Source organism: Paenibacillus paeoniae (assembly GCF_003388735.1).
Classification (GTDB): Bacteria; Bacillota; Bacilli; order Paenibacillales; family Paenibacillaceae; genus Pristimantibacillus; species Pristimantibacillus paeoniae.
Genome location: NZ_QUBQ01000001.1, coordinates 2,087,675 through 2,113,419, shown reverse-complemented (window position 1 = coordinate 2,113,419; position 25,745 = coordinate 2,087,675). Strand labels below are relative to the sequence as shown.

The window sequence follows — 25,745 nt, the reverse complement described above, 5'->3', positions numbered from 1 at the left end:
GCTATTACTAGTCCAAAAAGTATGTACGAGTTGCGTCGCTGGCCTGCCCTTTTGTCCGGTGGATGGCGGCGAACCGGAAAATCAATTGGGAGGGGATATTCAGTGGAGAAAGTAGACATTTTCAAGGACATAGCCGAACGTACCGGCGGGGATATTTACCTCGGTGTAGTTGGGGCGGTCCGGACGGGCAAATCAACCTTTATTAAACGATTCATGGAGACGGTCGTACTTCCCAACATTGCGAATGAATCGGATCGGGTCAGAGCCGTGGACGAACTTCCTCAAAGCGCCGCAGGAAAAACCATAATGACAACAGAGCCCAAATTCGTGCCGAACCAAGCGGTTCAACTAAAAGTGGCCGAGGGGCTTGAAGTGAACGTAAGATTGGTAGACTGTGTCGGCTACGCTGTGGAAGGGGCAAAGGGCTACGAGGACGAGAATGGCCCGCGCATGATTACGACGCCATGGTTTGACGAGCCAATTCCATTCCAGGAAGCAGCCGAGATTGGAACGCGCAAAGTCATTCAAGAGCATTCCACGCTTGGTGTCGTCGTAACGACGGACGGTTCGATTGCTGAAATTCCGAGAAGCTCTTACGTTGTCGCAGAAGAACGCGTAATAGAAGAGTTGAAGGAAGTAGGCAAGCCTTTTGTGTTGATTATCAACTCGACGCGTCCGAAAAGCGAAGAGACACAACAGCTTCGAAATGAACTACAAGCCAAATACGATATTCCGGTAATCGCTCTTAGCGTAGCGACCATGGGAGAAGAGGAAGGCACAGCGGTCTTGCGCGAAGTGCTGTACGAATTCCCGGTCCACGAAGTTAATGTTAATCTGCCCAGCTGGGTTATGGTGCTGAGTGACAACCACTGGCTCCGTACAAACTATGAAAACTCGGTACGCGATACCGTAAAAGATATTCGCCGTCTCCGTGACGTAGAGCGGGTTGTGGCGCAATTCATGGACTATGATTTTATTGCAAAAGCGGGTCTCAGCGGCATGAATATGGGTCAAGGCGTAGCGGAGATCGATCTGTATGCTCCTGACGAATTGTATGACCGTATTCTGATGGAGGTAGTCGGGGTCGAAATTCGCGGCAAGGATCATCTGCTTCAGCTTATGCAGGACTTCTCACATGCCAAGCGGGAATATGACCGATTCGCGGAAGCGCTTGAGATGGTCAAGACGACCGGATACGGCATTGCGGCTCCATCCCTTGCGGAGATGGCGCTCGACGAGCCCGAACTGATCCGTCAGGGCTCACGTTTCGGCGTAAGACTGAAGGCGACCGCTCCGTCCATCCATATGATCAGGGTAGATGTCGAATCCGAATTTGCTCCGATTATAGGTACGGAGAAGCAAAGCGAAGAGCTGGTCCGCTACTTGATGCAGGACTTCGAGAACGACCCGATCAAGATATGGGAGTCGGATATCTTCGGTCGCTCGCTGCATTCCATCGTAAGAGAGGGCATCCAGGGCAAGATTGCCATGATGCCGGACAATGCGCGCTACAAGCTTCAGGAGACGTTAGGCCGCATTATCAATGAAGGCTCTGGCGGATTGATCGCTATCATTCTATAACGACAGCATCTACGGGCAGGCTGCACCAAAGGTCACGGGGACCTTTGGTGCAGCCTGTCATTCGTTATGAGACTTTATTCTCAGCACTTCAAAAGCGGAATGACTTCGTACATTGCTGAGAGGAGCGGGGCTTATACGCAGGCTTCATTAGAAAACGTTCCTTTTCCGCGCCAAATCAACGTTTCCACTTGAAAAAGCATTTCTGCTGTATTACTATAGGTTTGTTCGGTCAAAAGGTATATATTTGAAGTTTTCGGTTAATAAGAGGAATATGAGTGTTATAGCTTACGCTTACGAGACAACAACTTGTGCTTCGCAAAGCTTAAGAAGTAAGTTTTTGCTCCTCAAAAAATTTAAGGAGGTGAAACCATGAATAAAACTGATTTGATCGCGAAAGTAGCTGAATTGACGGACCTGTCCAAGAAGGATGCGACAAAAGCGGTTGATGCCGTTTTCGAGGCAATCTCCGACGCGCTGCAAAGCGGCGATAAAGTACAGCTTGTAGGCTTCGGCAACTTCGAAGTCCGTGAGCGTCAAGCCCGCAAAGGACGCAACCCGCAAACAGGTGAAGAGATCGATATTGCTGCCAGCAAGATGCCGGCATTTAAACCAGGCAAATCGCTTAAGGACCTTGTATCCAATTAACGTATATGCATGAAGGGGCGCTCGAACCTACCGTTTGAGCGTTTTTTTTATCCCTATAGAAAGGATAAGGTTTCCGAGGGAATCGGTATAAAAATGCTAGTTGGCGATAAAACCTGCCTTATGCTTACGAGGCGAATTTGCTATGCAAACCTGTAGGTCACTCATCTTAGAACGGCCTCGATAGAGGTTTTTTCATAGGGAGAGAAGGGACGCAGCATTGCACATTGGCGCGACTTCCACTATAATTCACATGGATAGCACGGAATGATGAATTGCGGAGGGATTGCCATGGAGCCTACGGTTGGCGATTATATTGTAGTGAAGGCGAAGGATCAAGGCGTACAAGTGATTGGCTTGACACGCGGCCAGGATACGCGGTTTCACCATACCGAAAAGCTGGACAAAAACGAAGTGCTGATTTGTCAGTTTACCGATCATACTTCAGCTATTAAAATTCGGGGAAAAGCCATTGTCATGACGAAATACGGGACCGTGGAAACCGATCAATAAGATTGGCGCAAAGCAGGCGAAGCCTGCTTTTTGTTTTGGGCTTGGCAGTTGAGAATCTGACAAGCCGAATATTCAAACTTCCATTCTCGTACAATGTAATGTATGCCTTGATCCGTATGAGTCTGGTTCATAATGACCAGACTTGGAATAAGGACCGCATACGTATACGAAGGAATGGAGGTGCCGTATTGCGCATCGACAGGTCGATTGTCATAGCATGTGCAGTGACGTTGGTCATTACGATCGGAGGGGCGTGGCTGCCTCATACGATGATGAAGACCAGGGACAGCGGAGGCGAGGTTGCCGTTTTTCGCGGAGCGCCGATTGAGCATTTGACCAATAGCAATATTGTCGACGCGCTTGTTGGCGTTGATCTTCGTGAGCGATTGGGTCATGTGGAATGGATGAACGCTGTATTGACACTGGAACTGGTTGTGCCAAGCGAGGGCGGCAGGCCCGAGCAGTGGTTCGATGACGTGGAGACGTTGATCGGTGTATCGTATAAACAACTGGACAACGTAAATCGGCTGCTCATTCGCATTGTGCAGAGCGATGGGGATAGGAGACGGCTTCTGGCCGCAGTTGATGTCCGCAGGGGAGATGCATGGTTATCCAGCGAATGGGGGGAACTGCGACACTCCGATCCGGTGCATGATGAATTATGGAGACAGCGTCTTCGGCTCAGCTTCACATCCGAATGGTGGGATCGATTTGGCAAGCCAGAGGGGTATTCGGCACGCTCGATAGGGCCTAGGTCTTCGGATATAGCAAATTGATGAACATGTAAGGGGAGTCGTATGCTCTCATGTAAAGTTGTGATATAATAGTTTAGATTATTGAGCGGAGACTTGCTGCTACATTTGTTCGGAGGCTTCTATCATGACTAGATACCGCATTCCAGAGAAGACAAGACTTTATGCAAGGCACGATATGATTGATAAGCATACTGAGCTGCCTCCGCTGGCTGAGCCGCGGGCACGGATGCTGTATGCGTTCCTTAGTCAACAGAGGTCCGTGAAGGAGCAAAGCGAGCTGTACACGTTGGTTGTAACGCTTGTTCAGCTTGGTATGGACACCCATGATTTGATTGACACGGAGACAACGAAGCGCTCTGAAGCGGATATGCGCTCCAGGCAATTGAAGGTATTGGCCGGAGATTTCTTCAGTGCAAGATTCTATCAACTGCTTGCCAACGCAGGTCAAATCGAGATGATAACGAAAATCAGCAACGCAGTATGCGAGGTAAATCGGCTTAAGGTGAACCTGTATATGCGTATGAGAAGCCTGCGTATGACTACGGAAGAATATTTCAAGCAAGCTGTACAGCTTAGAAGCCAGCTGTTCGAACATTTCTCCGGCATGCTGGAGGGGGCTACGGCCCGTGTTTGGCCTGAATTGCTGGAAGGGGTCAGCCGCTGCGAAGTGGCTCTGGAAGAGCTTGAACGCAGCGAGAGCATGGATAAGTTCGAGAAGAGCTGGGCTTATTGGCATGTCCTTCAGGTTGGAACGGAAGAGGATCGACATCGACTGGCTTCGCAGACCCTGGAGATTGGCGATCTTCCTGCGCTTCTTCAAAAGTATGACATTCGGGCATTGCTGTCGGCCAAGCTGCGGCAATCAGCGGAAGCGCTGAAGTCTGCAGCTGCGAAGCTGGACTCGGAGGAGTTGACTCTTGACCTGTCTGCCATTGCAGACGGCATGGTTAACAAGCTGTCCGGCGCAATGCCCGCGCTTAACGAGACGAGGTGAAGGATATGGACAACACGAATTCAAAAAACCATGTGCATGGCTTATTCGAGACCATAGCACCCAAATACGATTTAATGAATGATATTATTAGCTTCCGCAGACACAAGGCTTGGCGCAAGTATACGATGGAGCGTATGAATGTTCAGCACGGACAGTCGGCACTGGACATCTGCTGCGGTACTTGCGATTGGACCATCGATTTGGCCAAAGCCAGCGGAACAGGGCGTATTGTGGGCCTCGATTTCAGCCAGAATATGTTGGATGTCGGGGAGAAAAAGGTGAAAAAGCTGGGCTTGAATGACCAGATCGAGTTGGTACAAGGCAATGCGATGAGCCTGCCATTCGAGGACAACAGCTTTGATTATGTAACAGTGGGCTTCGGCCTTCGCAATGTACCGGACTACTTGCAAGTATTGAAAGAAATGAAACGGGTAGTAAAACCCGGCGGACAAGTTGTCTGCTTGGAGCTGTCCAAGCCGACATGGCAACCATTCAAGAGCATTTATTATTTTTATTTCGAACGCATTATGCCATGGTTTGGCAAGTTGGTTGCAGGTAGATTCAAGGAATACCAATGGCTTCCTGATTCGCTGAAGCTGTTCCCTGATTCCAAACAATTGACAGAGCTCTACCGCCAAGCGGATATGAAAGAAGTGGATGTGCGACTTTTCTTCGGCGGTATCGCCGCTTTGCACAGAGGTATGAAGGGAAGAGATGTTCAGCAATGACACGCAAACTACGCATTATACTGGAAATGATTAAGTTTGAACATACCGTATTCGCATTGCCCTTCGCTTTTATGGGAGCCTTGCTAGGTGCGGTTGTAATGGAGCAGAGGCTTCCGTCCTGGAGTGAAATCGGCTGGATCTCGATGGCGATGTTCGGAGCCCGCAGTGCAGCTATGAGCCTTAATCGTCTGATTGACAAGGCGATAGACCTTCGGAATCCGCGCACAAAGGATCGTGCGCTGCCAGCCGGCTTGCTGAAGTCGGTCGAAGTGCTGCTGTTTATTATCGTTTCATTTGCCCTCCTGTTCTGGGCAGCGGCTAATCTGGCGCCGATTTCCATGAAACTGATGCCGATTGCGGTCTTTTTCCTTGTTATCTATTCCTACACCAAACGGTTTACCTGGCTGTGCCACATCGTGCTGGGCTTGACCATCGCACTCTCCCCGCTCGGGGGATGGGTAGCCGTGACAGGACAGTTCGATCTCTCGGCATGGCTTCTCTATGGTACGGTCGCGCTATGGATTGCGGGATTCGATATCATTTATGCGACACAGGATTATGAATATGATCGCGACGCTGGCCTGCATTCCATTCCGGCGCGTTTTGGCATCTCCGGTTCTCTATGGATCGCGAGATCGCTGCATACAGTTACCGCTTTGGGGTTTGTTACCCTGTTCTGGATGACTGGGCTTAGCTGGCTGTATCTATTCGGCGCGCTGCTCTCCATCGCTTTGTTGTTCTATCAGCATTGGATGGTGAAGCCGCATGATTTGTCTCGTGTGCCCACCGCGTTTTTTGGCATGAATGGTACGCTTAGCGTCGTGCTGTTCGTCTTCACCATCGCAGATTTGGTGGTGCTTAGACAATGGTAGACGCTCAAGAGACAGCTGTGAAAGAAGTCCGAAGAAAAAGATGGGTAGTCGGTATTACCGGCGCCAGCGGTGCCATCTATGGTATCCGATTAGTTGAAGAGCTGCTGGAAAAGGACTTCGAGGTCCATCTGATTGTTACTGAAGCGGGCTGGCGTGTATTGAAGGAAGAGTTGGGCTGGGAGACGGCCCGCAGGGCGGAGACGCTCGATCGGGCCTTCGCAGAATATGCCAAGCGGGGCAAGCTGATCTACCATCCTAATGCCAACATCGGCGCTTCGATTGCAAGCGGTTCGTTCCGGGTAGAGGGCATGTTGATTATGCCATGCTCTATGGGAACGCTATCCTCGATTGCACATGGTGCCTCCAACAACTTGATGGCGCGAGCAGCTGACGTTATGCTTAAGGAAGGCCGCAAGTTGCTGCTTGTGCCGCGTGAGACGCCTCTGCATGCGATTCATCTGGAGAACATGCTTACGCTTGCTAGACTTGGCGTACGCATTGTACCCGCCATGCCGGGTTTTTATTACAAGCCACAATCCATGGATGAAATGATTAATTTCCTGGTAGGAAAAGTACTGGACAACGTAGATATAGAGCATGATTTGTACAGAAGATGGGGAGATGAGCATAATGAGCAACCTGCATCGGATCACCATCGGGGAGATTGACTATGCTAATGCTTGGCCCCTGTTCAAGGGCTTCGAACGTCAGGTAGATGGTTTGGACTATGAGATGATTGCGCGTGTACCCTCGGAACTGAACCGCTTGCTGAGCGCCGGGGAATTGGACATCTCGGCTATTTCGTCCTTTTCATATGGTCAGTATTGTGACGATTACGTACTGATGCCAGGCCTGTCGGTCGGTTCCATTGGTCGGGTCCATTCGCTTCTATTGTTTATGAAGGAACCTCTGGAGAAGTGCAAACCGCGCAAGATTGCGGTGACGACTACTACTGAGACAACGATAAATTTGCTTAAGATCATCATGGCAATGCGGTTCGAGATTGAGCCCGAATATGTTCGGGCCGAGCCTGATTTGAAGACCATGCTGAAGGATTCCGATGCTGCGCTTCTGATCGGTGATCCGGCGATAACGGCTTCCTGGCATTCAGAGGGGCTGCATGTGCTCGATCTGGGAGAGTTATGGAATAACTGGACAGGGCTTGGTATGGCCTATGCCGTTGTCGCTGCGCGTCGGTCTGCAGTCGAGAAGTATGAAGGCGAGTTGCGAGCGGTATATGAAGCGTTGTTAGCCGCCAAGAAGCATAACCAGCATGACACAAGACCGCTGATCGAGCGCGCGTGCGCAACTATTGGCGGAGAGTCTTCTTACTGGGAGACTTACTTCCGTTCGTTGCAATATGATTTTGGCGATAAGCTGCAAGCGGGGTTATCCCTCTATTTCCGTTATGCGCGTGAGCTTAACTTGCTCTCGCATGAGGCACGGCTGACATTTTATGAATACCAATCTCCCCAAAGGGTGAAGGAATGAAACTATTAGAACTGTACGCAAAAATGAAAGGCGATCTGAATCAAATCGAAAGAGAGCTGGAGCGGAGTGTGATGGATGATCACGCTCTGCTTAGCGACACTTCGACACACTTGCTTAAAGCTGGCGGCAAACGCTTGCGTCCCGTCATCGTGCTTCTGGCGGGAAAATTCGGCGAGTACAATTTGGATGTGCTAAAGCGGGTGGCCGTGCCGCTGGAATTGATCCATATGGCATCGCTTGTCCATGATGACGTTATTGACGATGCAGAGACAAGACGCGGTCAATTGACCGTAAAGTCCAAGTGGGATAATCGGATTGCGATGTATACGGGAGATTACATTCATGGCAAGGCGCTGACGATTGCGACACAGCTTCCGAATCCGCACATTCATCAAATTCTGTCCAAGGCGCTTGTTGAGATGTGTATTGGAGAGATGGAGCAAATTAGAGATTTTTTCAATACCGAACAAACGGTTCGCAATTATTTGCTGCGGATTCGCAGAAAAACAGCGCTGCTCATCGCCATTAGTTGTCAGCTTGGCGCGATTGCATCCAACGCTGACCGGCTGACAGCCAACCGACTGTACAGATTCGGATACAATATCGGAATGGCTTTCCAGATTCGCGACGATCTTCTTGATCTGTACGGCACGGAGAAGCAGATAGGCAAGCCGCCAGGCTCCGATATCCGACAAGGCAATATTACACTGCCGGTTATTCTGGCTCTGCGCGATCCCGGCGCAAGAGAGCCGCTGCTGCATGAAATTCGCGCCATTCGAGCACACGAAGGATTTCCGGATACGAAGCGGGCTATCTCCATTATTCGCAACAGCGTAGGCGGAGACCTGGCGGACGAGCTGGCTAGTCGTTACATACAGAAAGCTTTGAAGGCATTAGAAGGATTACCCGATTATACGGCGAAAAAGAATCTTACCGATATCGCGCATTTTGTCGGGAAGCGAAACTATTAATTCATTATTCTGGTGCTGGAAGGGATGATTTGCAACATGGAGAGAACGTTTCTGATGATTAAGCCTGATGGCGTTCAACGCGGATTAATTGGTGAGATCGTATCGCGCTTCGAAAGAAAAGGGCTTCAATTGTCGGGGGCCAAATTTATGCAAATTACACGTGAGCGCGCAGAAATTCATTATGCGGAACATAAAGGCAAGTCGTTTTATGAGCCGCTGCTGGAGTTCATTACGTCTGGTCCTGTATTCGCGATGGTGTGGAGCGGCGACAATGTTATCGCGCTTTCGCGGGCGCTAATCGGCAAGACCGATGCGCTGGACGCGGCGCCGGGAACGATTCGTTCCGACTTTGCGGTACACACCAACTTCAATCTGATTCACGGCTCCGACTCCGCGGCTAATGCGGAACGGGAAATCGGCATCTTTTTCGGGTCCGAGGAGCTTGTGGCTTACGAGCATACGATTCAACGCTGGGTATAAGCCAGCCGCAAACGATGGAGGCTGCCGTTATGTCTGAAGATCAAGACTTTTCACAATTTATAACGCGCATTAAGCGCAAGACAGATATTGATCTTTCGCAGTACAAGGAAGTCCAAATGAAGCGAAGACTGACGACGCTTCGGATGAAAAACGGTTTTACGACTTTTCAAGCTTATTACGAGGCAATTGAACAAAACCGTGCCCTGCTGAACGAGTTTTTGGACCGGATGACCATTAACGTATCCGAATTTTGGCGGAATCCTGCAAGATGGGAAGTCCTTCGAGAGCGTTTCCTTCCGGAGATGATGAATGCGAGTTCCCGCATGAAAATTTGGAGTGCTGCATGTTCGACAGGCGAGGAGCCATACACGCTTGCCATGATATTGTCCGAGCTAGGCGCCATGAGCAAGACGACGCTTGCAGCAACGGATCTGGATAACAACGTTCTGGAGAAAGCGAAGGAAGGCATCTATCTGGAACGGTCGCTTAGAGATGTGCCGGCAGCCTTACGGACCCGTTACTTCAAGCCGGATCAAGGGGCTTATCGTATAGCGGATGAGCTGAAGAGGGCAGTGCAGTTCAAACAGGGCAACCTGCTGCATGATCGATTTGATTCCGGTTATGATTTGATCGTGTGCCGGAATGTCATGATCTATTTTACCGAAGAAGCCAAACATGGCTTGTATCATAAGTTCTCTGAAGCGCTGAAGCCAGGTGGGATTCTCTTCGTCGGCAGTACGGAACAGATCTTCTCTCCCGCGCAATATGGGTTCGAGACGGCGGATACTTTCTTCTATCGACGCGTGTAACGATGTATAGCAGTTTCCATCTTCTCCTATACTAATCTTAGCATAGATGTTTGGAAGGAGACTGGAGATGGACAAGCGCCAAGTGATCGCAGCGTATCGCCGCGGGTTTCTAACGATACAGGAATGCGCGCAAATCATCGGCGTAGACAGCAGGCAAGCGGCCAAAATCGCGGATGATGCCAATCACTTGTATGATAGCAGCAATCGCCTTGAGCAGCCGGCTGTCAAAAGCCAGTAGCAAGGCCAGCCGAAGGGACCGGGACTCCTGATTCTTATGAATTGGGAACCCGGTCTTTTGCTGTATTAACGGTCATTAATCGGTTTTCTGGAGCGATGAGATTTCTTGTCAAACCAGCAGGGCTGTACTATAATGAGCAAAGATGTTTCGGGCTTAACCTTACAGCGGGCGTATGGGAGTACGAGCTCGCGCTGGAGTGTAACAACTATTTTAAACAATAGGGGCGGTACTAGACGATGCGGGAACTTACGGTAGACCTTGGTGAACGTTCTTATCATATCTATATTGGCGAAGGCCTCTTGAACGAGGCGGATACTTATTTTTCCAAGCACGGAATCAGCAATAAATCTCCACTGCTCATTATTACGGATACGAATATTGCGCCGCTGCATCTTGCCTTTCTTGAGGAGAGGCTGCAAGGGGGCGGATTCAAAGCATTTAGCGCGGTTGTTCCGTCGGGAGAGGGCTCCAAGTCGCTGTCTATGCTCGAAGAGCTAATTGCGAAAGCGCTGGATGCCGGACTGGATCGAAAATCAACGATTGTAGCGCTTGGCGGAGGCGTTGTAGGCGATTTGGCAGGATTCGTGGCGGCCTCCTTTATGCGCGGTGTCAAATTCGTGCAGATCCCGACTACGATTCTGGCGCATGACAGCAGCGTTGGGGGCAAGGTTGCAGTCAACCATCCGAAGGCCAAAAATATAATAGGCGCGTTCCATCAGCCTGAATTTGTATTATACGACTTGAACCTGCTGCAGACGCTTCCGCCGCGCGAGGTTCGCTCCGGCCTGTCCGAAGTGGTCAAGCACGGACTGATCTGGGATGCCTCTTTCGTACAGTGGTGCGAGGATCATGCTGACAGGCTGCTTGCACTTGATGCGGATAGCCTTGGTTATGCGCTTCACAACGGATGCAGCGTAAAGGCGTCAGTCGTTTCACAGGATGAAAGGGAAAATGGACTGAGAGCTATTCTAAACCTGGGGCATACGATCGGTCATGCGATTGAAGCGGTTGGCGGCTACAATGGACTTCAGCACGGTGAAGCAATAGCGATTGGCATGGTTGGTTCAGCCAAGCTTGGCGTCCGGTACGGAGCGCCCGAGGAAGTGTACACCACGACCAAACGAGTGCTGGCGAAATGCGAATTGCCAACCGCGCTTCCGGAACACTTCGATGTCGATGCGATTATGGAAGCGATGATGCATGATAAGAAATTTGCGGAAGGGACGATGGTCTTTATCGTTCCGAGTGCAATCGGAGAAGTCGAGATTAAGTCAGATGTACCGGTAGCTTGGGTGAGAGAAATTGTAGAAGAACTAAAATTGGAGGTTGAACAGCTATGAGTGTACGCGGAATACGTGGTGCGATAACGGTTGAGGCGAACGACGGACAACAGATTGCAAGCGCAACGCTGGAGATGGTGAAGGATCTTGTTGCTCAGAACGAATTGGACCCTGCTGATATTTGCAGCGTCTTGATTACGGTGACGAATGATCTGAACGAGACGTTCCCTGCTCAGTCGATCAGACAACTGGAGGGATGGGAGCTGGTGCCGCTTATGTGTGCGCTGGAAGTTCCGGTGAAGGGAAGTCTGGAACGCTGCATCCGCGTCATGGTTTTGGCCAATACGGAGAAGTCGCAAGCAGACATTCGCCATGTCTATCTGCGTGGCGCGCAAGCGCTTCGACCGGATTTGTCGAAGTCAAAATAACGGGTTGACGCATTCGGCCCCGATATTATATAGTTAATGCAATAGATGAGAATAGTCGAGTAGGTTTTTAGCTGAGTTGAGATGAGAAGAGTTGAGTGAGTTGCCGTAGGGCAAGCCCCATAAGATCATAGCTGTTGGTTAAGTCGAGCATGTACTCGGTACAACTTTTTGTACCCGTTTGCTGTTCCGCTTTACCGCATCGATGTGATTGGTGGGTACCTATAGGGCACAGCGCGCTATCATCGATACATTCTAAGCTCCTGCTGCGGCAGGGGCTTTTTTGATTATACGGTTCTCGCCGACACTATTGATGGAGGTCGTTATAGATGACGAATGAATTGAAACGCGTAATTGGGCTGGCTGGAAGCTATAATTTGATACCGATTGTACGTTATGAAATGGCGGATACGGAGACGCCGATCCGGCTGTTCCAGCATTTTGCTGAGGAAGATCATGCCTTCCTGCTGGAGAGCGTCGAGGGCGGGGCCAAGTGGGCGAGATATTCTTTCATCGGAACGGATCCATTCATGAAGCTGTACGGCAAGCATGGGGAGCTAGTACTGGAACATAAAGGCGAGAAGACGATTCTGCGAGAGAAACCGATTGAGCTGCTCAAAGCGAAGCTTCGTTCCTTCCGCAGTCCGTCATCAAGTGAATTGCCTCCCTTCACGGGAGGCGCGATCGGCTTCTTCGGATATGATCTGCTCCAATATTACGAGAAGCTGCCAGCCCACCGCATAGACGATCTGCAAATGAACGATATGCAGTTCATGTTCTGCGATCAGGTTATTGTATTCGATCACTTCAAGCAGCAACTGCAAATTATCGGCAACGTTCATATCGAGCCCGGCGCAACAGACGGTCAGATCGAGACGGCTTACAATGCAACAGTGGCGAGAATGGATGCGACGATCGACCGTTTGAAGCAGCCGGTTCCAAATAGTGTGTCGCCTGTATCCCCTATACCTCATGATCCTGAGCTTGGGGATGTACAGTCGAATTTGACGAAGGATCAATTTATAGCGAATGTCGACAAGGCGAAGGAATATATAAAAGCCGGAGATATCTTTCAGGTTGTTCTATCACAGCGCTTCAGCATTGATACTGACATTAATCCGCTGCTCGTCTATCGTGTGCTTCGCACGATGAATCCTTCCCCTTATATGTATTATTTGAAAATGGGGGAAGAAGTGATAGTAGGTACGTCTCCGGAAGCTTTGGTGAAGGTAGCGAATGATCGGGTAGAAACTAGACCAATTGCCGGCACAAGACCGAGAGGCGCCACACCCGAGCAGGATAAGGAGTTGGAGCTGGAGCTTCTGGCGGATGAGAAGGAAAGAGCGGAGCATCTGATGCTTGTCGATCTGGGCCGCAACGATATCGGCCGCGTATCGGAATTTGGCTCTGTTCGTTGTGATTCCTTTATGGAGATTGAGCGATACTCCCATGTCATGCATATTGTATCGAACGTATCGGGCAAGCTTCGGCAGGACAAAGATTTTTTCGACGCCTTTATATCCTGCCTGCCGGCAGGCACGGTATCCGGCGCACCAAAGCTGAGAGCAATGCAAATTATTGCGGAGCTGGAGAATGAAGCTCGCGGCGCCTATGCAGGGGCAATCGGCTATCTGGGCTTCGGCGGATCGATGGATACCTGTATTACGATTCGGACCATTATATTCAAGCATGGCAAGGCTTACGTTCAGAGCGGGGCGGGCATCGTATGGGATTCCGTTCCGGAGAACGAGTATATGGAGACGGTGAATAAGGCCAAAGGCATGCTTAAGGCGATCAGAGCGGCGGAAGCGAGCTTCCGCAAGCCGGAAGCAAGTCAGACGAGAAGCACAGCGATCAATACGGATTACGAAATTCATACCGGAGAGGGGCGCGGCTGACGATGAGCGGAATGATGACGATGCAAGCGGCATTAAACAAAGTGATTGGCGGTGAGCACTTAACCAAAGAAGAAGCTTCTGCGGTAATGTCGGTCATTATGAGCGGTGAGGCAACGGGCTCGCAGATCGGGGCGATCGCAACCGCGCTGCGTATGAAAGGCGAAAGCAAAGATGAAATAACAGGCTTCGCCCAGGTGATGCGTCAATTTTCCAGCAGAGTTCAGACAGAGCAGAAGGGACTGCTGGATACATGCGGTACAGGCGGCTCCGGCATTCATAAGTTCAATATTTCTACAGCATCTTCCATTATCGCCTCCGCAGCAGGTATCCGTGTTGCCAAGCATGGCAACCGTGCCATGTCCGGCAAGACCGGCAGCGCAGACGTACTGGAGGCGCTTGGCGTCCAGATCGCACTGTCTCCCGAGCAGGCTGCAGCCTGTCTGAATGACATTGGTATTTGCTTCATGTTTGCGCAGCATTATCATCCGTCCATGAAGCATTCCGCCGGCCCCCGTAAGGAACTGGGCATTCGAACGATCTTCAATATGCTGGGCCCGCTGACGAATCCGGCTGGTGCCGATCGCCAGCTGCTTGGCCTGTATGACCGTTCGCGCACGGAGACGATTGCAGAGGTGCTGGGTGAGCTTGGTCTAAAACGTGCGCTTGTTGTCAGCAGCCATGACGGGCTGGATGAGATCAGCATATCTGCCCCGACCCAAATTTCGGAGCTGAGAGAGGGTATCGTGTCGACTTATCATATCGAACCGGAGGACTTGGGTCTGACGAGATATGCCATTGAAGACGTGCAAGGCGGTGAAGCGCATGTCAATGCCGAGCTGATACGTGCTATATTCCGTGGCGAGGAGCGTGGAGCCTACCGGGATATCGTCCTTGCTAATGCAGGGGCATGCATTTATATTGGCGGGCATTCCGCAACGCACCGTGAAGGAGTCGAATTGGCAGCAGAAGTCATTGATTCTGGCAAAGCGCAAGCCAAGCTGGAAGAGCTTATTCAAACGACAGGAGAGTTGGCACATGTTTCTTGATAAAATCGTAGCTACCAAACAAGCGGAAGTTGAAGCGTTGTCTGCAGCCTTCCACTTGTCCGAATATGAAGGCATCATTGATGAACTGCCCGCTTGCCGCGGCTTTGAAGCGGCATTGCAGAGCAACCGCCGCAAGCGCGGCATGGGCTTGATCGCGGAAGTAAAGAAGGCTTCGCCTTCCAAAGGACTTATTCGTGCGGATTTTGAACCGTCATTACTGGCACAATCCTATGAAGCAGCCGGTGCCGACTGCATATCGGTGCTGACGGATCGGGATTATTTTCAGGGATCGAACGATTATTTAAAACTTGTGAAACAATCGGTGGGCATTCCGTTGCTTCGCAAAGATTTTATTATTGATTTTCGGCAAATTTATGAAGCCCGTGTCATTGGAGCGGATGCGATATTGCTCATTGCCGCCATTCTAACGAAAGCGCAGTTGGAAGAATTCCATGACTTGGCCAAGTCGCTTGGCATGGACGTGCTGGTTGAGGTCCATGACGCGGCAGAGCTGACCACTGTGCTGGAAATGGACAGGGCTTCTTTGATCGGCATTAATAATCGCGATCTTAGATCCTTTGTGACTGATCTCGCCACGACGGAAAAGCTGATCGGCATGATCCCACAAGATGTGACAATCATTAGCGAGAGCGGGATTGCAAGCCGTAAAGATATGGACTACTTGCAATCAGTAGGCGCTCACGGCGTGCTGATCGGAGAACACTTCATGCGTCAGCAGGATGTAAGTGAAGCGGTGCGCGATTTGATGGGTGCGGTTCATTCATGAGTGTGCGCGTCAAAATATGCGGCTTGCGGGATCAAGCGACCATACAAGCAATGGATGGGTTATCAATTGATGAGGTGGGCCTCTTATTCGCCCCAAGTAAACGCCAGGTGAGCAAAGAAACGGCTTCTCTGCTAATCGAATCGATTCATCAAATACGTAATGACCGTGATGCTCGTCCCGATGCGGTTGGCGTATTTGTCAATGCAAGTTTGGATGAGATGGCTGCTATTCTGGCCGTCGCTCCGCTTGATGTTGTACAATTGCATGGACAAGAGACGCCGGCATATTGTGCCGAGCTGAGAAGAAGATTTCCGGGGACGGCGATCTGGAGAGTGTTCTCTATTCGGCCTGAGCCGGAAGCTGACTCCTCTTCTCCAGAGGCTGATGAGGCGGAGAAGCGATTGGCTCCCTATGCGGGTGTTGTGGATGCCCTATTGATTGATGCGCCGGGCGGCGGTACGGGACAGCCGTTCAATTGGTCGGTTATCGAGGCTTATAAACGTTCGGCAGACTCCTTTGGCTTGCCACTATATGTAGCCGGGGGCTTGCATGCAGACAATGTGCAGGAACTGCTGCACAAGTACAAGCCCCATGGAGTAGATGTCTCCAGCGGAGTAGAGACGGATGGACAGAAAGATATCGAGAAGATCAGATTATTTGTTAGAAGGGTGAGAGAAGCATGATACAAGTACCTGACGCAAGCGGCAGATTCGGCAAGTTCGGCGGCCGATATGTGCCGGAGACACTAATGAACGCACTCCTTGAGTTGGAGGAGGCTTATACCCATTATTCCAAGGACACTGACTTCCAAGCGGAAGTGCGGGAGCTGCTTTATAAATACTCAGGTCGTCCGACTTCTTTATACTATGCAAAGCGCTTGAGCGAGCAACTGGGCGGCGCCAAAGTATATCTGAAGCGCGAAGACCTCAATCATACCGGTGCGCATAAAATCAACAATACAATCGGACAAGGCGTACTTGCGAAACGAATGGGCAAGACGAAGATTATTGCCGAGACCGGCGCAGGCCAGCATGGCGTAGCATCGGCGACCATTGCTGCGTTGCTAGGGCTAGAGTGCAAGGTATTCATGGGTGAAGAGGATATGAAGCGTCAGCAACTGAACGTTTTCCGTATGAATCTACTGGGTAGCGAGGTTGTTCCGGTCACTTCCGGCACACGCACGCTGAAAGATGCATGCAACGAAACTCTGCGTTATTGGGTTAGTCATGTGAACGATACGTTCTACATTCTGGGTTCCGTAACAGGCCCGCATCCGTATCCGATGATGGTACGCGACTTCCAGCGCATTATCGGCGATGAGGCTCGCGAGCAGATCTTGAAGGAAGAAGGCAGACTGCCTGACTATGTAGTCGCTGCTGTTGGCGGCGGAAGCAATGCAATGGGCATTTTCTATCCTTTCGTTCAAGATGAGGGCGTACGATTGCTAGGCGTTGAAGCTGCAGGCAAAGGTGTAGAGACGGAGGAACATGCCGCTACGATGACCAAGGGCCGTCATGGAATATTCCAGGGCTCGCTGAGCTACGTGCTGCAAGATCAGCATGGGCAAGTGCAGCCTGCACATTCTATATCAGCAGGGCTGGATTATCCCGGCATCGGACCTGAACACGCCTATTTGAAGGATTCGGGAAGAGCGGATTACGTGCCGATTACAGATGCCGAGGCATTGGAGGCGCTACAATTGCTGTCCCGCACAGAGGGTATTATTCCGGCGCTGGAGTCGGCACATGCTATCGCTCAGACTCTAAAGCTAGCGCCAACGCTTGGCAAGGACCAGATCGTCGTTGTTAACTTGTCAGGACGCGGCGATAAAGACGTGGAAGCTATTATGGGTTATCTGGGAGGTCAAAGCCAATGAATCTCATTGACCAATCATTCGCCAGGTTGAAGAAGGAGGGGCGCACCGCGCTTATTCCATTCCTGACTGTCGGCGATCCCGATCTTCCTACTACGCTTGCTATCATTAAGCAGCTTGAACAATCAGGCGCCGATATGATCGAGCTTGGCGTACCGTATTCCGACCCGCTGGCGGACGGTCCAGTCATTCAGCGGGCTTCGGAGCGGGCGCTGCGAAGCCATATCACGCTGTTGGATTGTATCGATCTTGCCGCACAGGCGCGAGAGGAAGGCGTGAAGATTCCGCTTATTTTATTCACCTATTATAATCCAGTATTCCAATTTGGCCTGGAGCCGTTCTTCGAACTTGTGAAGAGCAAAGGCATTAGCGGACTTATTATTCCAGATTTGCCGATTGAAGAAGACGAGGAAGTTCGCGCCTTATCGGAGGCGCATCACATCCATCTTATCCCTTTGGTCGCACCGACTTCCAATGATAGAGTGGCACGCATCTCCCGCAAGGCTCGCGGCTTCGTCTACTGTGTGTCCTCACTGGGCGTTACCGGTGTTCGCTCAGACTTTCACACGGGCATCGATGAGTTTTTGGACACAGTGAGAGCTTCGACTGACTTGCCGATCGGAATCGGCTTCGGCATTTCCAGTCGCGAGCAAGTAGCGCGGTTTGAGCGGCAATGCGATGCGGTCATCGTAGGTAGCGCTATTGTGAGGAAGATTGAAGAGGCGCTTCCTTTGCTGGAGAAGGAAGAGACAAGAGCGGAAGGGCTTGCAGCAGTTGGTGAGTTCGTATCTTCGCTTAAAGGATAATCTTGTTTTTAATCACCGCCCCTTGAGCAGCCAGCGTTGCTTAAGGAGCGGTTTTTCGTTTTTTCGAAAAAGCTTTAAAACGGCATACAGATATGAGACAATGGGACAGTAACACTTCAATACATAGAAGAGGTGAAGAGTCATGCAGCCCAAATCCAATGTCGTCCATCTGTCTGCATACAATCCGGGAAAGCCGGTGGAAGACGTAAAAAGAGAGCTTGGCTTGGATCGTGTGATCAAGCTGGCGTCGAATGAAAATCCGTACGGTTTCTCGAACGAAGCGCAAAACGCTATGCTCGCAGAGCTTACCAATAGCAGTATCTATCCTGATGGAGCGAGCGTTCTGCTTGCGAATGAGCTAGCAACCAAGCTGGGAGTTCAGAGAAATCAGCTTATTTTTGGCGCGGGTTCCAGTGAAGTGATTGTGCTGGCAGCGAGAGCATATCTTGCTCCTGGCGATGAGACGATCATGGCCAATGAGACCTTCTCCCAATACAAGCACAATGCCCAAATTGAGAATGCGCGCATCATCGAAGTGCCTCTGAAGGAGGGCAAACATGATTTGCCTGCGATGCTAGCTAAGATTACGGATCAGACGAAGATCGTCTGGATTTGCAATCCGAATAATCCGACGGGAACAATAGTGACCGATGCTGAGCTAAGAGCATTTTTGAATGAAGTGCCATCGCATGTCCTCGTTGTGCTGGATGAAGCCTATCGGGAATTTGTTGATGATGAACAATACAGCGACGGCGTTGAGCTGTTGAAGAGCTATTCCAACTTGCTCGTGCTAAGAACGTTCTCGAAAGTATACGGTCTGGCAGCACATCGTATCGGTTACGGTGTGGGCAGTCCGGAAGTGATTCAATATATGAATCAGATTCGCGAGCCGTTCAACACGACGCGAATTGCACAAGCAGGAGCGCTAGGGTCCTTGAAGGATGATGCGTTTGTGGCCTCGTGCAAAAAGCATAATTTGGAAGGCATCCGTTATTTCACGGAGCAGTTCGACCGTCTTGGCCTGACTTACTTCCCGGCGCATGGCAACTTTATTCTTGTAGATGCGAAGAGATCGTCAGGGGAAGTGTTTGATGCGCTGCTGCGCAAAGGTGTAATCGTGAAAGGGCGTTGGGCGAACTACCCGACTTATATTCGCGTCTCTATTGGTACCTCTGAGCAGAATTCTGCCTTTATTGAGGCATTCGAGCAAGTTTTACAGGAAGTGACGGTGTAAATTTAAATATATGGTGAATGTAGCGATTTTTGGAGTAGGTCTTATTGGAGGTTCGATTGCGCTGTGCCTAAAGGGCAAGCCGGGTATCCGTGTCATCGGATTCTCCAATCGGGAAAGCTCCGTTCAGAAATACCTTCAGCGCGGTGTGGTCGATGTCGGGACGACATCGATCCAAGAGGCCGCGGAGCAAGCGGACTTTATTTTTCTGTGCGTGCCGGTCGGCAACTTGCAGGAGTATATGGAGAAGATCAGCGCCTTCAATTTGAAGGAAGGCTGTATCATTACGGATGTCGGCAGTACGAAGTCGTCCGTGGCGTCTTATGCCAGGTCCATTGATCTGGGCCGTGCGACGTTTATCGGCGGTCACCCGATGGCAGGCTCGGAGAGATCAGGCGTAGAAGCGGCATCCTATCATTTGTTGGAGAATGCCTTTTATGTGTTGACGCCTGAGCCATCGACGCCGCCAGAGGCGGTAGAGCGGTTGACAGAGCTGCTTTCACATACGAGAGCTAATATTGTGAAGGTGGACGCCGACTCTCATGATGATATCGTGGGAGCGATTAGCCATTTGCCCCATTTGATTGCTGTTGCGCTGGTGAATCAGGTGCGCGGCTACAATGAACGCAATGATTTGTACCAATCGCTTGCTGCCGGAGGGTTTCGTGATATTACGCGCATCGCTTCCGGGGATCCGTATTTGTGGCGGGATATTCTGCTCGACAATCGTCAGGTACTGCTGAGGCTCATTCGCGATTGGAATACCGGAATGGAGTCGTTCGCGCATATGCTGGAGAAGATGGATGGACCGGCGATTGAAGAAGCGTTCCGGACGGCTGGTGAATTCCGCAATCGTATGCCAGAGCGGCGCAAGGGCATGATCCATTCCGTCTACGATTGCTATGTGGATGTGCCGGACCATCCTGGCATCATTGGCAAAATCGCAAGCGAGCTTGGCAATAATCGGATCAACCTTAGCAATCTGCAAATTATCGAGAGTAGAGAAGATGTGCCGGGTATACTCCGATTGTCGTTCCGAAATCAGGAATATCTGGATCAAGCGATTGCGCTTCTTGAGAAGAATGGCTATTCCGTTCAGCAGTAGAGAGGGTACCGCGATTTTCATTTTCATGATTCGTCACGAAAATGAAAACGCTTGTTGACAAAATGGAAGCGTATACATATAATGAAATTACAGTATGGTTTCTCTCCACTCCTATCCAATAACTGCAGCGTTCATCATGAACGCAGACCACTCCTCGGAGTGGTATTTTTTTGCCCAATTATTATTGTAAATCAATTGATTCATAAGTTTTGGGAAGTGTTGCGAAATCTGAAGGGGTTCAACTGGATGGCATTTTTCCTGATGTGGATGCTAGTAGCGAAGAGCTGACGAAAGACGCGCAAATCCTAGAAAAATACGGTGCAGATCCAGAACATACGGGAGATATTTAAGCAATCATTACGTCAACTCACACGACACCCTGCAGCATTCCGCTGCGGGGTTTGTTATGGTTTGGGATGTGTGAAGCATAGTTTATATAGTAGTAACAGAATGGAGCAAGATGTCTCTTTTTATCCTTTTTCATATTATTAGGAAAATGAAGATTTCAGAACGAATGTCGAATCAAGCAGGATTTTGCCCGTCGGAATCGAATTTGTTATTCTACTCAATTGAATCTGTTTTTGTTGAGATAATGACCGCAACTTTTTGTTCCCGGATCGGTACAATGATACATAGGGTCCGGGAATAATCTGCAGGTGAGGAGGTTCGCCTGTCATGACTGATTCCCAGTTGATACGAGAGATTAAGGATGGCAATGTCGAGCTGTACTCCGAGTTAATGCGGCGTTATCAGCGCAAGATATTAGCGTTCATCTTTCATATGCTGAAAAGCGCCAAATTGGAATTGCTTGCCGAGGATTTGTGCTCGGAGACATTTTATAAAGCTTACCGCAGCCTTCATTCCTTCCGGGAGATGGATGCTTCTTTCTCTACGTGGTTATATACGATTGCGCGCAATACCGTTCTAAGTGAGCTTAGAAAAGGCAAAGCGAATAATGTATCGCTCGATGACGCCGGTTTCGAACCGATCGCGTCGCATGAAGCCGCTCCTGAGCAGCAGCTTTTGCGCAATGAAAGAATGGCTATGGTTCGCGAGGCAATCAACAATTTGCCGGAGAAGCAACGGTCCGCGCTAATTCTGCGGGAATATGACCAACTTGACTATCAGGAGATCGCGAATATTCTGGGGCAGTCGGTCAGTTCCGTCAAATCATTGCTGTTCCGGGCAAGAGCCAGTGTGAAAGCACAGCTCGAACCCTATTATGGAACAATGCCGACGGCGGAGTCTTTCGAGAGGATGAATTCATGATGAAATGCGAGGACGTGCAGCTCAGATTTCCCGACTACTGGGATATGTCCGAGGACGATCAGGAGAGAATAGAATTGGAGGCTCATTTGCTCGATTGCGAGCAATGCTCCGCGCAGTACGGCTTCTGGGATGAGAGTGAGAATCTCGTCCGTCTGTGCGCTGAGGAAACGGTAGAAACCGATCCTTCCGAGCATGTGAACCGAGCTGTGATGGAGCGGATCTACTTGGATGAATCCTGGTATTTGCCGGTTCCAAGCAAGAGTTATCACTTCTCCAAATCATTCCGTCGTAATACAGCGTTGCTTATTGCGGGTTGTATGGCCATGTTCGCTTGCGCGTTTTTCGTATTTGTCTTCGATTACCGAGAGGCGCCTACCGGGGCAGAAGTGCAAAAAATGACGGGACTCATTGAGGCGGCCAACGCTTCAACGGACAATGCGTTTTTGACGGCTGGGTTCTATGCAGAGGTTCCCGTTGCCAGCATAAGCGATCCCATTGTGCTGAAAGTGGTGCCGACATTCCCTCAATATTATGTTGCATTATCGCTGCTTGGTCTTGTAATGGCTTTATTGATCCTAAATTGGCTGTCCAGAACGCGACACTGACGTTCGACTGAGAATCGGCAGATATCGAAAGGGGTAATCGGATTGCTTATCGGCTTTGTCCGGCATGGGAAGACGAATTGGAACGCAAAGGGCATCATACAGGGACAGACGGATATTCCGCTTAATGAAGAAGGAATTGCCCAAGCGAATGCATTAGCAGTCAGATTAAGCAACGAACAACGGATATGGGATGCCGTCATTTCGAGCGATTTGCAGCGAGCCAGAGATACGGCTGCGATCATCGCTGAGCGGCTGGGTATTCCTGTGCTGGAGCCGGATATCCGGTTTCGAGAGCGTTACTTCGGTGAGATAGAAGGTACGACAGAGCAAGAAAGACTGGAGCGCTGGGGAGCAGACTGGCGAGAGCAGGGTCTGGGTATGGAATTGGATAGCGAGGTTCGTGCCAGAGGTGTGGAGGCTGTCTCGGATCTGATGGGGAGAGAGGAAGGACTCCATGTTTTAATCGTCTCGCATGGCAGCTTCATCGCCCAGATATTGAAGGAGCTATGCGCCGATCTGGAGGATTCTCGACTTGGCAACCTGTCCTACTCCATTCTGGAGCGGCAAGGCGACGGGTGGCATCCTCTGCTTCATAATTGCACCAGACACTTGGAAGAAATCAAAGTGTAGCCTTATCCTTATAAGCAAGTAACTGACAAGCTTTCCGGTTAATTCCGGATAGCTTTTTTGCGTTGGCGGTCTCTTGGCATGAGGCAACTGCAACTTACGGGTATGAAATGTGCGAATTATCCAATAATGGTAGTAAAACCTTCGCTATCGATGCGCAGCCTGCGAGGGAGCAGCGTTCTGCAGAAAGGGGGAGGGCCATGAACTTGTCAGACATGCTAAGTTATGCGGATATCGGTCAGTTAAGCAAAATAGCAGGCGCTTATCGCTGCGAGTGCAATGGGAACTCCAAAAACGAGCTGATTCAGTCTATCCTGTCGGAAATCAGTCGTCATGATGTGCTCGAGAATCAAATCAGCTCTATGCGGCTGGAAGATCTGCGGTTTCTCAATTCACTTCTATTCGAATCCAGGCAATCCTATAGCCTGGAGGATCTTGTCGCAAGGGTCCAGCAGAGCCGATTCGGCGAGGTAAAGCAGGCATCGACGGAAGAGCCGGCCAAAAAAACGAAAAAGAGCAAAAAAAAACCGACTTTGCCGCCTGAACCGCCAAGCCCAAGAGATATTATAGTCCAGTTCAAGCACCAAGGCTGGCTCTTTAACGGATTCAGCGGTCCGGGAAGATATCTGTTCCAGGTTCCGAACGATTTGAAATCGAGATTCCGGGAGACGCTCAGGCGCAAATTCGCCGAGCAGCTGCATTATACGGATGAGCCGCCGATGTACCGGGATGAGCAGGGATTGTTGCAGAGCGATATCAAGCAATTACTTCATTACGTGTATCACAATGAAGTCCAACTCGTTACGGACGGATCTATGTACAAACGGAACCTGCAGCAGATGCTCGACCGGATGGGCGTGCAGGAAGAGTTGCCCAGCAAGGGCGCATGGCGCTTTGGCTACGGAAGACATTTTAACCACTACCCAGATCGCTTCTCCTTGATGTATGACTATTGCCGCAGTGCCGGGTACATAAGCGAGACTGCGGATGGATGGTTGTCCATTACGGATGCAGGGAAGGAACGACTAGAGAAGCCAGCCACAGCCATGGAACAAGTTCATCTCTACCGTTACTGGTTGAAGCTGTACAAAACTCCTGTTGTCAATCTGCTGTCTCTAGTCCACTGGATTCACGCGCTGGCAGCGGATTGGGTGACGATAGCGTCGTTAAAGGACGTATTCGTACCTTTCATTAAGACCTATTATTACGACGATGCCCACGCGATTCTGGAAGCCAGGCTTCTCAAGATGATGATGCATTTGGGCTTGCTACGCATAGGCGAGGATCCAGTGCATGGAACGGTTGTACGGATGACGAAAGCGGGCAATGCGGTTCTGGAAGGAACGGTCAGCGGTGAATGAGCTTCGGGCTGCGGCCAACATTGACTTTCCCCACTCGCCTTGGTAGAATCTCCCCAATTCACGCATACAAGGGAGATGAGGATGCATGTTGCTGCCATATAACAAAGTAATCCCCGCTGTTCACGACAGCTGCTACATTGCAGAAGGGGCAAAGCTGATCGGCGACGTGACGATTGGCGAAAAAAGCACCGTGTGGTTTAATGCTGTATTGCGCGGTGATTTGGCTCCTATCAAAATCGGACATAGCTGCAATATACAGGACGGGGTCGTAGGTCATGTGAATTCGGATCAGCCGCTTCTGCTGGCCGACGAAGTATCGATCGGCCATAGTGCCATTATTCACGGCTGCACGATAGGCAGAGGTACATTAATTGGAATGGGGGCAATCGTACTTAACGGCGCAGACATTGGTGAATATGCTTTAATAGGGGCCGGTTCGATTGTGACAGAGAATAAAAAAATACCATCCTATACGCTTTCTATCGGAACGCCCGCCAGAGTCATAAGAGAGTTGACAGAGGATGATTTGCAGCGCATGAGAAGGACGATGGAGAGCTACGTGACGAAAGGAATCGAATATAGGATCTCGTAAGCGCCGATGTGGAGGTGTATCCTATGGACAAAATGAAAGAAACGTATGAAGCGATGTTGGGATTGGTCGCTGAACTTGTACTTGACGAAGCTGTGCTGAAATTCCAGACTGAAAAGCTGAATAGCGCAATAGACAAGGCACTTGCGTCCGGGGACGAGGATACGTTCTACCGACTCGTCAAGCAACTCAATGAACTGAAGCATTAACGATAAGAAGCTTCCCTGCCTGGACGGCGTTATGCCTGCCCTAGCGCACGGAGGCTTTCTTTTGTAGAATGGAAAGGCAAGAGCAGAGACAACGGGGAAATGAGGAGAACGGATGAAATTCAGCGACATTACAGAAGAACAATGGGACGAGCTAAAGCCCTATCTGGACACATGCTTGCTTCCCGTTACAGGGCTTGATGGCGGAGAGTCGCCTTATGAAACGACAGCCCGGCTTGAGGGGCTGCGAGATTTGATGGACCTGGTAGAGATTCCGTTCAAGGGCAGAGTCGTAACTTATCCGGCATGCCACTACATAGCTGAGAATGAAGCGTTTCAAGCCATGCTGGGCGAATGGTGCGGCAGATTGAAGCAATCGGGGTTTAAGTATGTGATTGTGATGACGGCGTTTTCTGCAGCGGGGCTGACGGTGAGGAATGCCGATCTGATCCTGCAGCCGGAATCAGACGGAGGGCTTCCTTCACAGAGCGAGGTGTCGTCACAAATTAGAGAACTCTGGAGCTCCATTTCTCCTTAAATATGGATATCCTTCGTATAATTAG

General features: G+C 50.3%; 30 protein-coding genes. All 30 read left to right on the top strand.

The genetic code is table 11. From position 1 onward, the window contains the following. Positions 1-102: 102 nt before the first annotated feature. The 30 genes from spoIVA (at position 103) to DX130_RS09595 (ending at position 25,720) form a co-directional block, all read left to right on the top strand. Positions 103-1,581: a stage IV sporulation protein A gene (gene spoIVA, locus DX130_RS09735; protein ID WP_116044763.1), complete on the top strand. Its 1,479-nt coding sequence runs from the start codon at positions 103-105 to the stop codon at positions 1,579-1,581. 369 nt (positions 1,582-1,950) lie between these two features. Continuing rightward, positions 1,951-2,226 carry an HU family DNA-binding protein gene (locus DX130_RS09730; protein WP_116044761.1) on the top strand — a complete coding sequence of 92 codons (276 nt, stop codon included), beginning with the start codon at positions 1,951-1,953 and terminating at the stop codon, positions 2,224-2,226. A 288-nt stretch (positions 2,227-2,514) separates the two neighbouring features. Continuing rightward, entirely contained in the window at positions 2,515-2,736 is a 222-nt protein-coding gene (mtrB, locus tag DX130_RS09725) for a trp RNA-binding attenuation protein MtrB (protein WP_116044760.1), read from the top strand. 188 nt (positions 2,737-2,924) lie between these two features. Further along, positions 2,925-3,512 carry a hypothetical protein gene (locus DX130_RS09720; RefSeq protein ID WP_116044758.1) on the top strand — a complete coding sequence of 196 codons (588 nt, stop codon included), beginning with the start codon at positions 2,925-2,927 and terminating at the stop codon, positions 3,510-3,512. A 103-nt stretch (positions 3,513-3,615) separates the two neighbouring features. Continuing rightward, positions 3,616-4,485 carry a heptaprenyl diphosphate synthase component 1 gene (locus DX130_RS09715; RefSeq protein WP_116044756.1) on the top strand — a complete coding sequence of 290 codons (870 nt, stop codon included), beginning with the start codon at positions 3,616-3,618 and terminating at the stop codon, positions 4,483-4,485. A gap of 5 nt (positions 4,486-4,490) precedes the next feature. Then, positions 4,491-5,213, top strand: a complete 723-nt coding sequence (locus tag DX130_RS09710) for a demethylmenaquinone methyltransferase (RefSeq protein WP_116044755.1) — start codon at positions 4,491-4,493, stop codon at positions 5,211-5,213. Then, complete coding sequence (locus tag DX130_RS09705; RefSeq protein ID WP_116044753.1) at positions 5,210-6,085, top strand: UbiA-like polyprenyltransferase; 876 nt, start codon at positions 5,210-5,212, stop codon at positions 6,083-6,085. Before DX130_RS09710 ends, DX130_RS09705 begins: the two co-directional genes overlap by 4 nt. Then, positions 6,079-6,753, top strand: a complete 675-nt coding sequence (locus DX130_RS09700) for a UbiX family flavin prenyltransferase (RefSeq protein WP_206098784.1) — start codon at positions 6,079-6,081, stop codon at positions 6,751-6,753. Before DX130_RS09705 ends, DX130_RS09700 begins: the two co-directional genes overlap by 7 nt. After that, entirely contained in the window at positions 6,716-7,576 is an 861-nt protein-coding gene (locus tag DX130_RS09695) for a menaquinone biosynthesis protein (RefSeq protein WP_240644378.1), read from the top strand. The genes DX130_RS09700 and DX130_RS09695 overlap by 38 nt, the downstream gene beginning before the upstream one ends. Continuing rightward, positions 7,573-8,547, top strand: a complete 975-nt coding sequence (locus DX130_RS09690) for a polyprenyl synthetase family protein (protein WP_116044749.1) — start codon at positions 7,573-7,575, stop codon at positions 8,545-8,547. The genes DX130_RS09695 and DX130_RS09690 overlap by 4 nt, the downstream gene beginning before the upstream one ends. Before the next feature lie 36 nt (positions 8,548-8,583). Continuing rightward, positions 8,584-9,027, top strand: a complete 444-nt coding sequence (gene ndk, locus DX130_RS09685; protein WP_116044747.1) for a nucleoside-diphosphate kinase — start codon at positions 8,584-8,586, stop codon at positions 9,025-9,027. A 29-nt stretch (positions 9,028-9,056) separates the two neighbouring features. Continuing rightward, positions 9,057-9,836, top strand: a complete 780-nt coding sequence (locus tag DX130_RS09680) for a CheR family methyltransferase (RefSeq protein ID WP_116044746.1) — start codon at positions 9,057-9,059, stop codon at positions 9,834-9,836. 67 nt (positions 9,837-9,903) lie between these two features. Beyond that, positions 9,904-10,074, top strand: coding sequence for a hypothetical protein (locus DX130_RS26415; RefSeq protein WP_165861087.1), 171 nt, complete (start codon positions 9,904-9,906; stop codon positions 10,072-10,074). Positions 10,075-10,310: 236 nt separating this feature from the next. Then, positions 10,311-11,414: a 3-dehydroquinate synthase gene (gene aroB, locus DX130_RS09675; protein ID WP_116044744.1), complete on the top strand. Its 1,104-nt coding sequence runs from the start codon at positions 10,311-10,313 to the stop codon at positions 11,412-11,414. Then, on the top strand, positions 11,411-11,782 hold the full coding sequence (gene aroH, locus DX130_RS09670; RefSeq protein ID WP_116044742.1) for a chorismate mutase: 372 nt from the start codon (positions 11,411-11,413) through the stop codon (positions 11,780-11,782). Before aroB ends, aroH begins: the two co-directional genes overlap by 4 nt. A 326-nt stretch (positions 11,783-12,108) precedes the next feature. Next, complete coding sequence (gene trpE, locus DX130_RS09665) at positions 12,109-13,677, top strand: anthranilate synthase component I (RefSeq protein WP_116044740.1); 1,569 nt, start codon at positions 12,109-12,111, stop codon at positions 13,675-13,677. Between the two features lie 2 nt (positions 13,678-13,679). Beyond that, positions 13,680-14,723 (top strand): anthranilate phosphoribosyltransferase, encoded by a 1,044-nt coding sequence (gene trpD, locus DX130_RS09660; RefSeq protein WP_116044739.1) that lies wholly within the window; start codon positions 13,680-13,682, stop codon positions 14,721-14,723. Then, positions 14,713-15,510, top strand: a complete 798-nt coding sequence (gene trpC / locus DX130_RS09655) for an indole-3-glycerol phosphate synthase TrpC (protein WP_116044737.1) — start codon at positions 14,713-14,715, stop codon at positions 15,508-15,510. Before trpD ends, trpC begins: the two co-directional genes overlap by 11 nt. Further along, on the top strand, positions 15,507-16,193 hold the full coding sequence (locus DX130_RS09650) for a phosphoribosylanthranilate isomerase (RefSeq protein WP_116044736.1): 687 nt from the start codon (positions 15,507-15,509) through the stop codon (positions 16,191-16,193). Before trpC ends, DX130_RS09650 begins: the two co-directional genes overlap by 4 nt. After that, positions 16,190-17,386 (top strand): tryptophan synthase subunit beta, encoded by a 1,197-nt coding sequence (gene trpB, locus DX130_RS09645; RefSeq protein WP_116044734.1) that lies wholly within the window; start codon positions 16,190-16,192, stop codon positions 17,384-17,386. Before DX130_RS09650 ends, trpB begins: the two co-directional genes overlap by 4 nt. Then, positions 17,383-18,189 carry a tryptophan synthase subunit alpha gene (trpA, locus tag DX130_RS09640; protein ID WP_116044731.1) on the top strand — a complete coding sequence of 269 codons (807 nt, stop codon included), beginning with the start codon at positions 17,383-17,385 and terminating at the stop codon, positions 18,187-18,189. The genes trpB and trpA overlap by 4 nt, the downstream gene beginning before the upstream one ends. Before the next feature lie 142 nt (positions 18,190-18,331). Then, positions 18,332-19,423, top strand: coding sequence for a histidinol-phosphate transaminase (gene hisC, locus DX130_RS09635; protein WP_116044729.1), 1,092 nt, complete (start codon positions 18,332-18,334; stop codon positions 19,421-19,423). A gap of 10 nt (positions 19,424-19,433) precedes the next feature. Beyond that, positions 19,434-20,525, top strand: a complete 1,092-nt coding sequence (locus DX130_RS09630; RefSeq protein WP_116044728.1) for a prephenate dehydrogenase — start codon at positions 19,434-19,436, stop codon at positions 20,523-20,525. Between the two features lie 675 nt (positions 20,526-21,200). After that, positions 21,201-21,794: an RNA polymerase sigma factor gene (locus DX130_RS09625; protein ID WP_116044726.1), complete on the top strand. Its 594-nt coding sequence runs from the start codon at positions 21,201-21,203 to the stop codon at positions 21,792-21,794. Then, positions 21,791-22,399 (top strand): anti-sigma factor family protein, encoded by a 609-nt coding sequence (locus tag DX130_RS09620; protein WP_116044724.1) that lies wholly within the window; start codon positions 21,791-21,793, stop codon positions 22,397-22,399. Before DX130_RS09625 ends, DX130_RS09620 begins: the two co-directional genes overlap by 4 nt. Positions 22,400-22,441: 42 nt before the next feature. Then, complete coding sequence (locus tag DX130_RS09615) at positions 22,442-23,029, top strand: histidine phosphatase family protein (protein ID WP_206098783.1); 588 nt, start codon at positions 22,442-22,444, stop codon at positions 23,027-23,029. A gap of 197 nt (positions 23,030-23,226) precedes the next feature. Further along, positions 23,227-24,387: a hypothetical protein gene (locus DX130_RS09610; RefSeq protein WP_116044721.1), complete on the top strand. Its 1,161-nt coding sequence runs from the start codon at positions 23,227-23,229 to the stop codon at positions 24,385-24,387. A gap of 85 nt (positions 24,388-24,472) precedes the next feature. After that, the gene (locus DX130_RS09605; protein WP_116044719.1) at positions 24,473-24,979 is read left to right on the top strand and encodes a gamma carbonic anhydrase family protein; all 507 of its coding nucleotides are present in this window, start codon (positions 24,473-24,475) and stop codon (positions 24,977-24,979) included. A 23-nt stretch (positions 24,980-25,002) separates the two neighbouring features. After that, entirely contained in the window at positions 25,003-25,185 is a 183-nt protein-coding gene (locus tag DX130_RS09600; RefSeq protein ID WP_116044717.1) for an IDEAL domain-containing protein, read from the top strand. A 112-nt stretch (positions 25,186-25,297) separates the two neighbouring features. Next, positions 25,298-25,720, top strand: a complete 423-nt coding sequence (locus tag DX130_RS09595) for a DUF2487 family protein (protein WP_116044715.1) — start codon at positions 25,298-25,300, stop codon at positions 25,718-25,720. The last annotated feature ends 25 nt before the right edge of the window (positions 25,721-25,745 follow it).

Bases quoted from the DNA above. Each gene is read 5' to 3' on its own strand.
- DX130_RS09710 (WP_116044755.1), top strand. From the start codon at position 4,491: ATGGACAACACGAATTCAAAAAACCATGTGCATGGCTTATTCGAGACC.
- DX130_RS09715 (WP_116044756.1), top strand. From the start codon at position 3,616: ATGACTAGATACCGCATTCCAGAGAAGACAAGACTTTATGCAAGGCAC.
- aroB (WP_116044744.1), top strand. From the start codon at position 10,311: ATGCGGGAACTTACGGTAGACCTTGGTGAACGTTCTTATCATATCTAT.
- DX130_RS09630 (WP_116044728.1), top strand. From the start codon at position 19,434: ATGGTGAATGTAGCGATTTTTGGAGTAGGTCTTATTGGAGGTTCGATT.
- DX130_RS09705 (WP_116044753.1), top strand. From the start codon at position 5,210: ATGACACGCAAACTACGCATTATACTGGAAATGATTAAGTTTGAACAT.
- DX130_RS09625 (WP_116044726.1), top strand. From the start codon at position 21,201: ATGACTGATTCCCAGTTGATACGAGAGATTAAGGATGGCAATGTCGAG.
- DX130_RS09690 (WP_116044749.1), top strand. From the start codon at position 7,573: ATGAAACTATTAGAACTGTACGCAAAAATGAAAGGCGATCTGAATCAA.
- DX130_RS09695 (WP_240644378.1), top strand. From the start codon at position 6,716: ATGAGCAACCTGCATCGGATCACCATCGGGGAGATTGACTATGCTAAT.
- trpC (WP_116044737.1), top strand. From the start codon at position 14,713: ATGTTTCTTGATAAAATCGTAGCTACCAAACAAGCGGAAGTTGAAGCG.
- DX130_RS09680 (WP_116044746.1), top strand. From the start codon at position 9,057: ATGTCTGAAGATCAAGACTTTTCACAATTTATAACGCGCATTAAGCGC.
- DX130_RS09610 (WP_116044721.1), top strand. From the start codon at position 23,227: ATGAACTTGTCAGACATGCTAAGTTATGCGGATATCGGTCAGTTAAGC.
- DX130_RS09620 (WP_116044724.1), top strand. From the start codon at position 21,791: ATGATGAAATGCGAGGACGTGCAGCTCAGATTTCCCGACTACTGGGAT.
- trpB (WP_116044734.1), top strand. From the start codon at position 16,190: ATGATACAAGTACCTGACGCAAGCGGCAGATTCGGCAAGTTCGGCGGC.
- mtrB (WP_116044760.1), top strand. From the start codon at position 2,515: ATGGAGCCTACGGTTGGCGATTATATTGTAGTGAAGGCGAAGGATCAA.
- DX130_RS09700 (WP_206098784.1), top strand. From the start codon at position 6,079: ATGGTAGACGCTCAAGAGACAGCTGTGAAAGAAGTCCGAAGAAAAAGA.
- DX130_RS26415 (WP_165861087.1), top strand. From the start codon at position 9,904: ATGGACAAGCGCCAAGTGATCGCAGCGTATCGCCGCGGGTTTCTAACG.
- DX130_RS09730 (WP_116044761.1), top strand. From the start codon at position 1,951: ATGAATAAAACTGATTTGATCGCGAAAGTAGCTGAATTGACGGACCTG.
- DX130_RS09650 (WP_116044736.1), top strand. From the start codon at position 15,507: ATGAGTGTGCGCGTCAAAATATGCGGCTTGCGGGATCAAGCGACCATA.
- hisC (WP_116044729.1), top strand. From the start codon at position 18,332: ATGCAGCCCAAATCCAATGTCGTCCATCTGTCTGCATACAATCCGGGA.
- DX130_RS09595 (WP_116044715.1), top strand. From the start codon at position 25,298: ATGAAATTCAGCGACATTACAGAAGAACAATGGGACGAGCTAAAGCCC.
- trpE (WP_116044740.1), top strand. From the start codon at position 12,109: ATGACGAATGAATTGAAACGCGTAATTGGGCTGGCTGGAAGCTATAAT.
- aroH (WP_116044742.1), top strand. From the start codon at position 11,411: ATGAGTGTACGCGGAATACGTGGTGCGATAACGGTTGAGGCGAACGAC.
- trpA (WP_116044731.1), top strand. From the start codon at position 17,383: ATGAATCTCATTGACCAATCATTCGCCAGGTTGAAGAAGGAGGGGCGC.
- ndk (WP_116044747.1), top strand. From the start codon at position 8,584: ATGGAGAGAACGTTTCTGATGATTAAGCCTGATGGCGTTCAACGCGGA.
- trpD (WP_116044739.1), top strand. From the start codon at position 13,680: ATGAGCGGAATGATGACGATGCAAGCGGCATTAAACAAAGTGATTGGC.
- DX130_RS09600 (WP_116044717.1), top strand. From the start codon at position 25,003: ATGGACAAAATGAAAGAAACGTATGAAGCGATGTTGGGATTGGTCGCT.
- DX130_RS09605 (WP_116044719.1), top strand. From the start codon at position 24,473: ATGTTGCTGCCATATAACAAAGTAATCCCCGCTGTTCACGACAGCTGC.